Annotated in this window: 8 protein-coding genes; 7 read left to right on the top strand and 1 reads right to left on the bottom strand. The window is 45.0% G+C overall.

The genetic code is table 11. From position 1 onward, the window contains the following. Positions 1 to 9 precede the first annotated feature (9 nt). From AAHA41_RS07845 to AAHA41_RS07830, 4 genes are all read left to right on the top strand, one after another. Positions 10 to 1,578, top strand: coding sequence for an ATPase, T2SS/T4P/T4SS family (locus AAHA41_RS07845; protein ID WP_168797163.1), 1,569 nt, complete (start codon positions 10 to 12; stop codon positions 1,576 to 1,578). Then, on the top strand, positions 1,575 to 2,663 hold the full coding sequence (locus AAHA41_RS07840) for a type II secretion system F family protein (protein ID WP_323069305.1): 1,089 nt from the start codon (positions 1,575 to 1,577) through the stop codon (positions 2,661 to 2,663). Before AAHA41_RS07845 ends, AAHA41_RS07840 begins: the two co-directional genes overlap by 4 nt. Positions 2,664 to 2,677: 14 nt before the next feature. Then, positions 2,678 to 3,172, top strand: a complete 495-nt coding sequence (locus AAHA41_RS07835; RefSeq protein ID WP_136502088.1) for a type II secretion system protein — start codon at positions 2,678 to 2,680, stop codon at positions 3,170 to 3,172. An 82-nt stretch (positions 3,173 to 3,254) separates the two neighbouring features. Then, a complete protein-coding gene (locus tag AAHA41_RS07830) occupies positions 3,255 to 4,193 on the top strand; it encodes an ATPase, T2SS/T4P/T4SS family (protein ID WP_323069306.1) in 939 nt (312 codons plus the stop codon). A 30-nt stretch (positions 4,194 to 4,223) separates the two neighbouring features. Here the strand turns inward: AAHA41_RS07830 and AAHA41_RS07825 are convergent, their stop codons facing one another. After that, entirely contained in the window at positions 4,224 to 4,742 is a 519-nt protein-coding gene (locus AAHA41_RS07825; protein WP_323069308.1) for a lytic transglycosylase domain-containing protein, read from the bottom strand. 103 nt (positions 4,743 to 4,845) lie between these two features. On the opposite strand from AAHA41_RS07825, the gene pilM reads away from it, so the two are divergent. From pilM to AAHA41_RS07810, 3 genes are all read left to right on the top strand, one after another. Beyond that, on the top strand, positions 4,846 to 5,304 hold the full coding sequence (gene pilM / locus AAHA41_RS07820) for a type IV pilus biogenesis protein PilM (protein ID WP_168797162.1): 459 nt from the start codon (positions 4,846 to 4,848) through the stop codon (positions 5,302 to 5,304). Then, positions 5,305 to 6,864: a shufflon system plasmid conjugative transfer pilus tip adhesin PilV gene (gene pilV / locus AAHA41_RS07815; protein ID WP_323092174.1), complete on the top strand. Its 1,560-nt coding sequence runs from the start codon at positions 5,305 to 5,307 to the stop codon at positions 6,862 to 6,864. Between the two features lie 4,128 nt (positions 6,865 to 10,992). Next, on the top strand, positions 10,993 to 11,355 hold the full coding sequence (locus AAHA41_RS07810; RefSeq protein WP_323069310.1) for a hypothetical protein: 363 nt from the start codon (positions 10,993 to 10,995) through the stop codon (positions 11,353 to 11,355). The last annotated feature ends 3,587 nt before the right edge of the window (positions 11,356 to 14,942 follow it).

Raw genomic sequence — 14,942 nt, 5'->3', positions numbered from 1 at the left:
GTGGACATCATGTTTGACTGCATAAATCCAAATCACCCTCTTTTTATAAAGGATTCTAGTCATCGTGAGCTGTTCGCTTATCACGATGGTGTTATTTTCCTCATTGAAGAGGCGAAGCGCGACTCCGTATTTCAAAAATACTTTCAATTAGCTTGCAAAACTCTTGGTAAAACACCTCGCCTTGAAGAAAAAACACTGCTACAGCTAAAAAATGAGTTTTACAGTGATGACATGTCCTTGCTGGATGATTCATCTATTGAAGATTCATCAAAAATGCAGGAGGAAGTGGTAAATATAATATCTCATGCTGCAAAATCAGGCGCATCGGATGTTCATATTTTAACCAGCAGTCAGGCGCGAGTGACCATTATTTTCAATCGGATAGATGGGGATATGGTACGGGTTAGAGAATTGAACCTGGAGAAAGGGAAGGCTCTTCAGGGGACGCTTTACACAACAATGTGTAGTGAGGGTGAGCCATACCTTATTGAAAAAAAACCTCAAGATGGTCGCATTGGTGCCGAATTCGTTGCTGAATGTGGGCTGAGTGGGTGTCGAGTATCAACAAGGCCAACAGATGATGGCCTTTATATGGTATTGCGGCTGCTTTCCAAGCAAGAGAATAAAAACATATGTTTGACTGATGCTGGTTATTCTATGCAGCAAGAAACGGATCTGTGGTCAATTGCTGATAGACCGTTTGGGCTTATGCTCATGTCAGGGGCTACTGGGTCAGGGAAATCAACCACGATCTCTAATATGCTCAATGCCCAATATCGAAAATATGAAGGAAAGAAAAACATTATCACAATCGAGGACCCTCCTGAATACAAAATTGAAGGCGCAAGGCAAACTCAGATTATCTGCGATAAAAATGATGATGATGCAATAAGCCGTGAATGGGCAAAGTCAATTTCAAGTGTTATGCGGCTGGATCCTGACATCATCTTTATTGGCGAAGTTAGAGACTCATCTTCTGCAATGGGTGCAATTCGTGCTGCTATTACCGGCCACTTTGTGTATACAACATTGCATGTTAACGATGCATTCGGTTGTATCCAAAGGCTTGCCGACATCGGGATTGACGTAGCATTTCTTTATGATCCAAAAGTGCTAACTGGATTGGTAAATCAGTCATTGACAAAGCGTCTTTGCGATAATTGTAAGTTGCCATTTCTTGGGAATGAAGCGCGAGTTTCGGAAGACGTGGTTAGACGTGTAAAACGTTATGCAAATCCAGAGAGTGTTTGCATCATTGGTAACGGGTGTGCTGAGTGCAATAATCGCGGAGTTGTCGGAAGGACCGCTGTTGCTGAAGTTGTCAAAACCAATTCAGCCTTGCTGGAAGTCTACAGACAAAGTGGAAAATTGGCAGCGATGAAGTATTGGGTTGAGCATATGAATGGCATTACAAAATGCCAATCATTAATTGATAAAATCAATAAGGGAATTGTAGACCCATCTATAGGTGAGACCGATGTTTGCCTTCTCGATGAAGATGAAGTGACTCTAGGTGCAATACATCAGGCTGAGCGAGTTGCCAAAGTCAAACAAATATCCAGCGGGGGAGCATCATGATTATCGATGATTTCTTGATGCGTTATCGCGTTAATAGGTTGAAGTCAAAGTTTAACTACGCAGTTAGGCTTGACTTTTATCGTAACCTCCATGTATTGCTTAAAAACAATATGAAAATGGATGCGATTATCAAATCATTTATCGAGGTTTATTCCGGGCGTAGGTTAGGTTCTAATCGGCCTCCTCTTGCTCAGATTATGATGGATGTCAGCGCGAAGATGAATAATGGTAAGTCATTGAGTGAGTCACTTAGTGATTGGATTCCATACTCAGAAATGATGATGATTAAAGCAGGAGAGGGAGCATCAACGCTTACCGCATCAATATCTGATATTATCATTGTCATGAAGAAACAAAAGGCGATCACATCAGCGATAGTGAAGGCTTCGGTGTATCCGACAATACTTATCTTGGGGGCCGCTCAGGTTATAGTGATTATTGCTGAGAAGGTAATACCTAAGCTAGTTAAGGTTTCAGATATTGAAACTTGGCCATTGATTTCCATGATGCTTTACCACATCAGTAATTATGTGAACGAGTACGGAAGAATGACAATGGTGGGCGTAATCCTCTTTTGCATCTTCATCGCATGGACACTTCCAAACTGGAGTAGATACTTACCAATCCTTCGGGTTAGAGCCGAATCCATTCCACCCTATTCGTTGTACCGGATTATTAATGGCGCTACGTTTATGATCAATATCAGCGTCATGCTAAAGGCACAGATTCAGCTTGTTGAGGTGTTAAATGATCTGAAAAATAATGCGTCACCATGGTTGCGTGATAGATTGGCATCTATACAATATAATATTGAGTTGGGCAGTAATCTTGGCCAGGCATTAGAGCGAAGTGGTTATGAATTTCCAGACAAGAGGGCTGTTTTGTTTCTAAAAATGCTTGGTAGCTCAAGTAATTCAGAGACTGCTATTTATCAGTATGCAATGGATTGGCTAGATGATGCTGTCGAGCACGTAAATAAGCTTGCGGCTATCCTGCTAGGTGTAGGTATTTTATTTATTGGTCTTGTCGCCGTCATGATTCTCCTTGGTATTCAGGGGATGAGTGATAGTATTGCAAATATGTAAGGGAGAAAATTCTAATGGTTTCACGTTCTAAAAAATCACGTATTGGGAAGCAAGGTGGCTTTACTCTGATGGAGCTCCTTGTGGTTCTTGCTTTTTTTGCCATGATTTATGCCGCCTTCGGCGATAAGATCACCAGCCTTTTCTCGAATAATGGCGCCCAAGTGGAAACTGATGTGATAACTCAGGCTATCAATGACACCAGGATCAACAAGGGCGCTATGGGATATCCGTCTGGTGAATTGATTACTCCGATCACGAACCAGTGGGGTGGTGTACTCAAATCAACGCAAACCAGTGTTACATCATTCAAGCTAACCGACACCAAGGTCCCAGCAGAAGAGTGTGCGATTATCGTTTCAGCCTTTAGCAAGCAGAGAACTGTCACAAAGGTGTCCATCGGTTCTGCGTCAATCACAGCTCTCCCAGTATCAAAGCCAACAGCTGAGGTGGAATGTAATAAGGCCACAGCGGCAACCGGAAACACGATTGGTTTTGATATAACCGGTTAATAAGGCTTGCGCGTTGTCGTTGCTTTTAATTAATTGTGCAGGCACGAAATAACGTGCCTGCATTTTTTTAGAGGATGAAAAGATGCAGCCTATGGTTGTTGAATCACTGAATTTTATTGATCTATATCTTGTATCAGATGGTCTTGCTGAAGTATGTGACGCTGAAGGGCTTAGGCCTATAAATAGTGAAGAACTGAATGATGATTTAAAAAAGTTGCGAGATGAGTGTATAAAAGCATCTGAAGACATGCAGGAGTTCACGCTATGGCGAAGTGTCGGTGATGAACGTTATATGTATCGTGGAACAAAAATTCAAAGCTCCGAAAGTGAATGTGTGTTTGTTCTTAGGCGAGTAGAGTTAAAAACGCGAGACTTATTATCCATTGGGTTAACAGGCGATATGAGAGCGCTCATAACTGCACCTCAAAGCACAGGCTTGGTTTTAGTCACTGGCCCCATGCAGTCAGGTAAGACTACAACTGCAGCATCCATGCTGAAAGCCAGAATGGATGCGGTTCCTGGTATAAGTTCAGTATTAGAAGATCCACCAGAAACCAGGCTCTCCGGGCGAGTAGGGAAGGGGCGCTGCATCCAAGTGCATGCTGGTCGTCACAACGGTGGTTACAAAGAGCAAATTACGCTTGCATTGAGATCCGGTGCCAACACTATTTTTATTGGAGAGATACGGGACAAATCTACAGCTATAGAGGTCGTTAATGCGGCGTCTTCAGGTCACCTATTGATCAGCACTATTCATGCAGACAGCCTTGGTTCTGCCGTCGAAAGACTTGTTAACTTATCCGGGATGGGGTCTAGTGTTATTGCTGACTGTATTACAGCGGTCACCCATCAAGTCATGCGCAATGCAGGAGTGGGCGCCGCACGCAGATTGGTCCTGAAAGAAGTGATAATAGAGTCCGATATTCGCGCAGCAGTAAAAGATGAAAATTATGAGGCCCTTGATGCAGCATCGGAACAAAAGAGGCGCAATGTTCGTTCATTGGGTGTAGGTAGAGAATAGTCTATAGAGGCGCATGGCCAGGATTGAATGTTACTGTGTAGTCATTCTGGCCATTTGAATTATTTGTAAATTTTCCCATACTTTACGTTGATATATATCATTATATTTTTTTGTCTTTGAATGGTAATTTCCAACGGCCTTCCAAAATTTCTCTGGGTTTGGATTTTCAACCCCCCATTGTCCAGCTCGGATTAAGTGTTTGCTAAGTAACCATGCTGCTGAGCCGATGTTTGTGCATGGGTCGTGTCTTAGCGCGTCTTTGGTTACTCCATGACTTTCTAGCTCCGGGACATTAACGTCGTTGATTTGCCCGTGGCCATAGTCATATGTCCCATTTGACGTATTTTTGTTTCTAGCACCAGCTCCCCCCCCTTCTGTTAGGAGTATTGCTCTAAGCAGATCTGAGTGTATGCGAAATTTGACGGATGCTAACTCTACGCATCTATCAATGACTAAACTGTTTTGCACCGCTCGTGAATTGTCTCGACCTTGAGTAATAGGGCTGGTTGATAGCGCAAGTAAAACGGACAGCGCCACTACAGACTTCATAACACCTCCTAAATGTCACCTAAAAGTTTGAGAACAATCATCCTCATGCTACTGTAGTGGATGTTAAGATGCTATGCTTTAAACAATGTTTTATGGGGGGCGTATGAACTACGCAATGCTATTGGTATTGGCTGGAGTCCTTCTGTTGACTCAAGCTACGCAGGACGATATTGAAGAGCATTACGCAGAACGAAGTAGTGATGAGTTTTATGTCATGGCGGCGAACATGCAATTTTATCATCATACGTTGACCCTATATGCAGAGCGCAACAAATCAATTGTGGGGGCACCCTCTGATGCTGCGTTAAGCCTTCCTTCTTGGTACATAAAACAACCGAGCATTGTGGGGTACGTGGATTCAGGTGCAGCCTTTACTGCTTGTGTAGGCTGTTCCCAGGCTGTTTTGGGCCGACTTATGCAGTTGACAAAAGATAGCTGCTTGGTTGGCACTGTTGAATCAAATGGCAGCATGCGATCAAAAATTCTCGGGACATTAATGAGTTTTCCAGTCTCATCATCATTTCCTGTTGGTTCTGTTGTTTATTTGAGTAAGGGGTACTAAATGAGCGTTCGTGCAATGAATTTGGGGCGAGCCCGTGGCTTTACGCTCATGGAGTTAATAGTTGTTATTGGTTTGCTGGCGATATTGACATCGCAGGCTGTAGGGTTGTTTGCCGATTACACTAGCAAGCAAGTGGCAAGACTAGCAGCCAAACATCATAAAAGTGTTGAGACAGCATCAATTAAGTACCTCGAAGATAATTACAAAACAATCTTGAGTGGTTCACTGCCAAAGACAATTGGAATTGATAGCCTTAAGGGAGACTACCTTCCCCCTTCAATGTTCAATTGTGCTAGTACACCATGTCAATTGTTGAATCAATACGGACAGAATTACAAAATTGTAGTAAGCAAAGCTGGTACTGCACCCAACTTCCGGTTAGACGCAATGCTTTTGACTGAGGGTGGGCAGTCCATTGGACTCCTCGATTCCAAGCTTGTGGCACGAATGATTGGTCCTGCTGGCGGGTATGTGGAGTCTGGCAATGCCACAGGGGCGATGTCCGGCTGGAAGGAGACTGGGATCGTTGCAAAATATGGCGCTGGGGCCAACGTTGGTGATGGCCATTTGGCTAGCATGATGTTTTTTTCAGATGGTCTGAATCAGACTGACTATCTCTATCGCAGCCAGGTCACCGGTAAACCAGAGTTGAATCGAATGAACACTGATCTTGATATGGGGGGGAATTCGATAAATGCCATCGATACTCTAACTGCAACATCAGCAAGTATAGACACATTGAACTCCACTACAGTTAATGCAAAAGATGTTAATGGCGAGCATGGGCATTTCTCACGTGATGGAGCTGGTCAATGTTGCGGAGATAAAGGTTCAATCTCACTGGCTGAAAATACATCAGTAACAGGTCGTTCAGCCTCTATTAGTCTGCATAATGGGGGTGTTTCAGCAGGAACTATCGAGCTTGCAACTAGCGGTGAACGTCGTGTCTTATTCAAAGACAATCAAGGTTCCAAGATTGGGGTGGAAGCAACAGGCAACGTTAGAGCGCAGGGAGACGTTTTTGCATCTGTATTTCGCTCTAATGTCGGCGGTTATATTTACGACAACGGTAGCTACTTTGAAGTAAGTAAGAGAATCCATTCATTGGGAGATGTAACGGCGAATGGCAACATCAGTGGTAACGCGGTCTATGGCAATCTCGTACAGTCGAACGGGAGATTGGTTGCTGGTGAGTATGCTCAGATCAATGGTGTGGCTACTGAGGGGGCTGGGTGCTCACCGAATGGCCTCGTAGGTCGAGATCCGGCAGGCGCACTACTTTCTTGCCAATCCGGTATGTGGAAGAAGGGGGGCTCAGGCAGCTATGTGATCACCGGATTGTTGAGCCACGGCCAGCAGATCCCCCTTCCTCCGGGGTTCAGTCCATCACAGTGTCAATGGAGTGTAGCCAACGCCACAACTTACCATCACGGAAAGCCTTTTTATTACGGAGGGGGGGTAGCGTACTTTGATGGCAACAGGATTGTCACCTGTGGGTTTAGAGACGATTGGAACTTTTACCCATCAGGCCAATGCTCGTATGTAACAACATGCCGTTAGGCTAGTTTCTACACAATGATCTCAAGACTAATATCCTACTGCAAACCATCTAGATGCCTGGGGGTTGCGGTTTCGAAGGGAGTGCAAGTTCATGGAGTCATATTTTAATATGTGCGGTTGTCAACTGATTTTATCATGTGCTCAATAAACAAAGATGCGGAGTTAAAGTAGTTTACGGCAAAGGAAATGGAAATAGTCATCAGCTGAGGTTCTGTATAGCCCAACTATCACTTGACCATCAGGGCATCTAACTGGCCCATCAAAACCATTCCACATGTAGTTATAGCTAACGCCATTTACCATTGTTTCAGGGCCGAACGTCACGGATCCGCCTTGCTTTTTCCACATACCGGATTGGCAATTGCCAATCCGGTAGCTGGGCTAAGCAGTCAGTCGGAAGCTATATATCTGATTTGTGCTATGTTGATGGCGCTCGAATAGCATATAGAGCGCCAACATTATCTGAGGCCACAAACCTATGCAGAGCCATGTGCTCAGCGTCTGCTCCTGGGGTGTGGTATGCGATATATGGTGTCGATGGTGACGAATTTGGAGGAAGAGGATTCGGCAGCGTTGGAGGTAAAGGTGTTGGTAATGGTTCGTGGGAACATGGTAGCGATGACACAGCGGTGTTATGTGCAAAAAAAACATAGCTCTTAATACGATCTATTCATAACTCACGTAACAGCAGTTGTGACTCGCCTCCAGCTGATTATTGTTTTTTAAGGCATATTGCATATGCCTTAGCCGGTAAGTCTGATGAACCAGGAACACCAAAGCAGTTTATTACCCAACCATTCATTTGTGGCTGTGAATGATGGATGAAATGCCTGGCAGGATCCATGCATTCACCACCACCACCCACCACGATTTCATCACTCTCACAACTTTGAAAATCAGAATCAGGGCCGAATAACCCATCGTCACGTATAACAGGTTGCTCAATTTTTTGAGGCTTCTTCCAACTACCGGATTGGCAATTGCCAATCCGGTATGTGGAAAAAACAGTATTCGAGTAAAGGTGGCTTCGGTGTCCTATGGACTTCTGGAACGTGCCTTTATCCAAACCCTGTTACTGGGTCATGCTCATGCCCTGCTGGAAGTTCAGGCTCGACAATCATCATTGCATGCACGAATTTAGGGCCATGTGTAAGTGGAGCATATGTTGATGCGCGTGTTTGCAATTAATGCCCTTGTCAATTGCCGTGGCCTTTCATTAAGAGATCTTAAATCATTTAGAAGAACAAAAATTAGGAAGTACGAAGGGGTTTTGATATGTCATAAAAGATCCAGAGCAACCTACGCCCAACATATTCCACCCTCCGAAATCACCAACCTTTATGGCGGAACCAGAATATACTGGCCAGCGCCCACCACAACTAACGCAAAGTCTTACACCGCCTTCACTTGCTCCTTGCTTTTTCCACATACCGGATTGGCAATTGCCAATCCGGTATGTGGAAGGGGCAGGGTTCTTCTTCTGGAAAATATATCTATTTGGGTGGCTATAGAGGTGATTTTTCAGGATTGAACAGAGGAAGCGGCACTCAGTTTTTGTACGTTAAAGGAGGTAATAGCGGCACTGCAGGAGGGGAATGTGGTAATACTTCACACTTGGAGGGCTATGTTTCTGGTCAGCTTATCAGCGCCAATGCTAGTAACAATCCTGCTTTTGGAAAAATCGCTTTCATCAGCTTTGCCGTGCCCCCTGGAGCGTCATACAAAATTCGATCATACCCAAGGGAGAATAGGCCCTGCGGGCAGGGGGCTTTCACTATCTACGCATATCAGATGTGAAACAATAACATTGCATCGCCTAGCGGCTGGTCATATTTGACACCAATAGTAGTTGCAATCAATAACAAATAGCCTGATTACGACTCCTTGCATATATAACTCCATTGTATATGCCTGACCGTGCAATGCATCGATTATTGCTATAGTCAGATAATCCTAACGCTGTAGGGATCATCTCATTTCTATTCCCAGACTCATATGTCAAACCAACATCAACCCATGAATTGTTTGGCCATGAATCAAAATTTGCAGCTGTTGCAGTTTCACAAGTGACAAGCTTGGTTGGTCTAGGGCAGTTAGAGTAACTTACTCCATTATTTATCATCGGGGAGTATGCAATTTGACCTCGTGATAGTTTTCCTCCTTGCTTCTTCCACATACCGGATTGGCAATTGCCAATCCGGTATGTGGGCCAAGCAGTCAAAATCCTCATACTTTGATTCATTCACAGGTGGATATATCTACACCCCTGGTGGCTGTCTTGTTACCAGCGCTCCTTGTTATGTCAGACTATATACGTTAAAGATAAAATCACCATCAACTGTCATTTCCAGCCTTATAACCAATATCGGCTCAGGGCAGTATGGTTCTTTCGCCACTGCTGGGATCGGAGTTAAAGGGAAACTGTGCGGTTATAATGCAAACATGAGCTATGGTGCGCCTGCACACGTATCATCTGCCTGTGTCATAAACCTTGAACCGGGCGACTATGTTTTTGAGTTTAGTTCAAGATCTGAGTCTGGGTCTCCGTTGGAAAGCTTTAGTGGGTCTATTGCTGTATGGCCTTTATAAGTGGCTATTTTTTCTTCCCAGTTGCCAGCCATCCAAACCGGCTAATTGCCACACTATTCCCTGCAATGCCACAACCGGAACCTCCTGGGCTAGAACCACCGTGCAATCGGAATCCATCCTTTGTAATGTCAGATACGCTATACCCAAACCAATCTAAAACATTTTCGGAGCATGTGGTTGCTGGGAATGGAAGCGAAAGTGATGCTGTTATATTTGGCGGTTCAGAAAAACTTTCATCAAAATAAATGTCCACATAGGGTACGATTTTACAAATGCCTTGTGAGGCATCAAGCCAGCTAACACAATTCGTCGTTGCAAACCCAGTGAGGACAAGACTTTTCTCAACCCCCTTCCAAGTACCGGATTGGCAATTGCCAATCCGGTAGCTGGAAAAAACAGTGGGCTACTAATATGGTTAGGGCTGACGCTCCGTCTTTATCATGTGCCAAGTATTCAACAACCACACATGGCTCACTATCCCAGGCGAACTGCCCAACTGGATATCAGGTCACAGGGGGAGGCGCCAGGATTGAGCATTGGAACCCGGCAAATGAGTGGGCATCTACTTCTCCAGATTCTAGTGTGCCTAACGGAAATGGCTGGGCGGTAATTGCAGGCCCGCAATCAGGTGATTCTTGCTTTAGATCATTTGCTGTATGCGTGAAATGATTAAAATCCATTCATCAAACAGAGTGCTCCAGCAAACACTTTGGCAGTGTCACCAAAGTCTCCACATGCATATCCGTTCAAGCTTGGATTAATGCCCTGTGTATCTATGGCTGCACTCAAATCCGTTCCACAGCTCCCGCTTATAACCTTTTCATTCGAAGCACAATATGCAACGACATAGTCGCCTCCACTTGCAAAACGCCAATTGAATTTGAGTTTATCTTGAGGCTTCCGCCAAGTACCGGATTGGCAATTGCCAATCCGGTATGTGGAAAAAACAGTGGGCTAACAACATGATGAAAGCAGATTCGGTAACATCTTCATGTTCAACTTATGATCCACCAACACAAGGTAACTTAACCGTTGCTACATGTCCGGTTGGTTATCAGGTCACTGGAGGAGGGTACATGATTAGTTCCTGGAACCCAGGAAGCCCATCATCATCAAATGCACCAGATTCAAGCGCCCCTTATGGAAATGGTTGGGCAGTAATTGCGGGCGCTAAAGCTGGTAACTCGTGTTTCCGTGCTTTTGCTGTGTGCGTAAAGTAACTAAATTTATAAAATCATTTTAGGCCATTTTATCACCCCCAAGTATAACAAGTTACATAGCAACTGACAGAGTTGCCGAATGGCTTGATATATATTCGCCATTGTTTACCTGGCATTTCTTGGGCATAACAAGCTCCGTCATCAACAAAAAAGCCTGTTACAACACATGAGTCGTGTGAGCCAATGTTCTTGGTAGCTTCCCCGTATGATGTGAGTCCATCTGTGTAGATTTTTGGTTTGCCGCTTCCCCCCTTCTTCCACGTACCGGATTGGCAATTGCCAATCCGGTAGCTGGAAGGGAGCTGAATCTACCGAGATTATGAGTGGGAGTGTTTACACCAGTAACTGTAGTTCATACTGGTTAAATAAAGATCAATTTATATGCTCAGATTTACCTTATATCGATGTGGTATTTGAAAATAGCATGACATCAATACCCCAGATAATTGTGTCATCATCAAAATTATTTCCTTTCACGCCTTGTACTGCAGGTGCATCAGATGCGATAGATCATGTCGTGGTTAATGTGACAAAAAATGGTTTTAGGCTGTTTGGCGGGGCAAGCCCTTCATCATCAGCTGCGGCAGCATGCGGTTCAACAGCAGTCAATGGACGAGCGGTAAGTGGATTTTCATGGCTTGCGATAAATAAAAAACCGTTAGCGCGGGTGGGTAATTTTTGAGAATTTTAGTTAAAAAACTACCTTAATTCACGCCACCACAAGAGTTGATTTCCACACCAAGAACTAACAGTGTAATTTTTTCCCGCTGCAACAGGGAAAGTAATGGTGCTATACGAAACATTAGTGATGTTAAGCCTGGAAACCTCAACTCCTTCTGAAAAACCTTGGGCGCATACAGTTGGTCCACTTAGTAGTGCGCTCACAAAAATCGTTTTAGATAAATGATTTAGGTAGTCGGTATTTAGCCTTCTTGAGAAGGATACGTCAATCCACGAAGCCGGTTCTGCCCCCAATCCCTTCCAGCTACCGGATTGGCAATTGCCAATCCGGTATGTGGAAGAAGCAAGGGGGAAAGCCATTGCTAGGGCCTGAAGGTGTATTCAATGGCGTGAACTATTACGTCAACATTAATAGTGGAGGAATTGGTCGATGCCCAGATGGATATGTGATGGTTGGGTTGATGGATACTGGTGATGGCCAATTTGGGAGGGGGAAAAGTGACTATCATGAAATTCTTTGCAGACAGCTCTTATAAGCATAATAACAAAGCTGTAGATACAGCATTCTCCCCATTTGATTTTTTACTGCTTTACGCATGTCCTAAACCAGTGTCCATCCGCTGCAAAAACCGCCCGTGGAGCCCAACCGACAGGACAGGATACTGCAGGATTTAGTCCATCACAGTCATGCCATGCACCATGATCTAAATTCGAGTCTCTAACTCCACACATGACCCCGCGAGGTATTCTATCGCCAGATTTTCGCCAACTACCGGATTGGCAATTGCCAATCCGGTAGCTGGAAACGCCAGGGGTCAGCAAACCCCAAGATCAGGCTTTCTACCTACTCTGGAGGGGGTGGGTGCGGAAATAATCCCACAGTGAGTTTAGGCTACCATTCGTGGTGTGTTGTAACGACTAATGAGCCATGTTCTGATCGGGCAACAGGAACATATCTTCAAACCGGTGACTATTCCGTTAATGAAAAAAGGAACTGGTCTATGGTCTCATATCATGTGAATCGGTGGATCGCCACCTGCTATGACTATGAGTAAGCGGAGCCTATTGTTTTGCACATACAGCATAAACCTGTAAATTGTCTCCTACGCCAGGGACCGAATGTCCTCCAGTAACCTTCCATCCCTTTAAATCTGCCGATGGCATACTCCCATCGAGCATTGGGGCAGATGAATTGCCAGACGTATCTCTGAATGAACCTGTATTTCCAGGACAATGCCAGTCACCTCCGAAAGAGGTTCCACCACCGCCCACCACAATTTCATCACTACTACACCTCGCTTCAGCCCAGTCAGCAGAACAAGCATAATTGTAAACAATTCTAAAGGATGCTTTACTCCCCTTCCACGTACCGGATTGGCAAGCTAATCCGGTACTTGGAAAGCACTTGGACGGTCGGGAGGTTATTACCTTATAAGAGAAGACATGACTGTGGCGGGAGATAATTTCCCAAACCCAGTCACCGGATCGTTGAGTTGTCCGCCTGGATTCAATGTGAGTCTATTGCCAATAGTCTTTCAGATCGTGCGCCTTCGAGGAGGAAGCGAAAACCCACATTACTATCTAACTCTCTGCCTATGATTGCCAATTCCGGTAGCTACCGAATGGTCATTTAATTAGATCTACACCAGTAAAGCTGCATGCCACCTTTGCATGCCCCCCAATCATACCAGTCGTAATAAACTTGATACGGAGTGAAACCGCTGGGGCAACTCAACGATCCCGTGACAGGATTCGTCCGAGAGCAATTTCCAGCGACTGTATATAACCCCCCTTCTTGTTTTGTATTCGCCGCCCGCCACATACCGGATTGGCAATTGCCAATCCGGTATGTGGGCATCACCAGGTAAAAAGAGCAGTGGATCAGCCACTTTTCATAAACTTGTGGCTGGCTATGGTTCAACTAACACACAAGCTATACAGCCAATTTCAACACACTATTGCGCTCTATCAATTTCGCAAAGCAGGAACGAAAATCATACAAACATGCAGGTATACCAAAGCGGCGCATACTGGTACTTGAGCGTTTATGCTGTGGGTAACAGCGGAAATGTAACCGGGGGAGCCGTTTGTTGGCCCAAGTAGCTTGGAATTGAACTGCGTCATATTTTTGTCAATAAACTTAGCCATGGTCTTCTAAATGATATTGGCTATTGCTGTTTGTCAGTGATTTGATTCTGAATCATTGAGCACAAACTGCGTATGCATCGAAACAATAATCAGGATATCCCCCTGCCACAACTACCCATGATTTTGAATTTAGCGGCCTGGATACATCTGGCGAGTTTGTGCCTCCAGACTTAATTTGATTGGCAAGTTGGAAGCCACCCCCTACTAATGTGGTGCCATCAGGACATGAAGCTACCGCCTGAGTTTGAATGCACGTTCGGCCACCTGCAACGGTAATCGCTCTGGTTGGCCGCTGCCCCTTCCAAGTACCGGATTGGCAATTGCCAATCCGGTACGTGGAGGAAACCATGGAATGACGAGGCTGATATCGGGACTGACGGAAAGATAGTGTTCCCGAGCGGCGTGATTATGCAATGGGGTAGGCGTTATATCAGACCTGATTCTGCAATGGGGGAGTTCGTGCCATTCAAACATAAGTACCCACATTCCTGTCTAAATATCAACGTCTCGGCTGATGCTGGGAATAGTCCGTTACCAGATGTTGCTGACAGTTCCGCTTGCACATCTCAAGGATTTAATGGATGGGTTTCGAGTTCCTCTACAGGCAAGGTTGCAGAAGGATGGATTAATTTTTTTTCAGTCGGATGGTGATGTTTACTCACAAGTAAAACGGCGATCCACGCACATGCTGTGATCGCCACTACCAAGGTGGTTGGCACCAGCCATTGCATACAACTGAATTTGAAGCGTATCCAAGAAATGTTCGACTACCATCGCCATTTACCCTGAATTTACCTAACCACAACTGGCCCATGTAGCCATTGCTGCCGCCGCTACGGTTCGTGTAATAAATTTGGTATTCAGTATCATCTTTAACGGAACTATGCCAACTACCGGATTGGCAATTGCCAATCCGGTAGCTGGAGTGGGGCGTCAAAACCAAACCTATACCGGTATACTTTCACAGCTTCCGGTCAATGGGTCGTACCAAAAGGTGTGAAGTCTGGTTTTCTATCAATTGTTGGCGGAGGCGGCGGGGGCTACGACTCCGGCTCCGATGTTCAACCAGGACGGATGATTAGCGGATCAAGTGGGGGGTATTTATTATCATACCCTGTCAATTTCACAGAAAATGAAACAATAAAAATAACAATTGGAAAAGGTGGAGCAGCCAACAATCCTGGGGGGATAACAAGATTTGGAGACTATGTTTGGTGCGATGGGGGGCGTAGTAGTCACACAGGCTCACCTAACTATGGGGAATGTTCAACTTCTGGCTCCAGTGGCCAAGGCGGTAACTACATAGCTGTAGGCCCTGATGAAGGCGGTAATGCCCCCATTGGAGTATCCCCGTTAGGGTATGGTTCAGGTGGCAATTCCAGTAGATGCCAAGGGTGTTATTCTAGTTTTGGGTGGTATGATAAGACTCATGGTTCGTCT

Source organism: Aeromonas sp. SER (assembly GCF_038739615.1).
Lineage (GTDB): Bacteria > Pseudomonadota > Gammaproteobacteria > Enterobacterales > Aeromonadaceae > Aeromonas > Aeromonas jandaei.
This window is presented reverse-complemented; position numbering and strand designations above follow the sequence as displayed.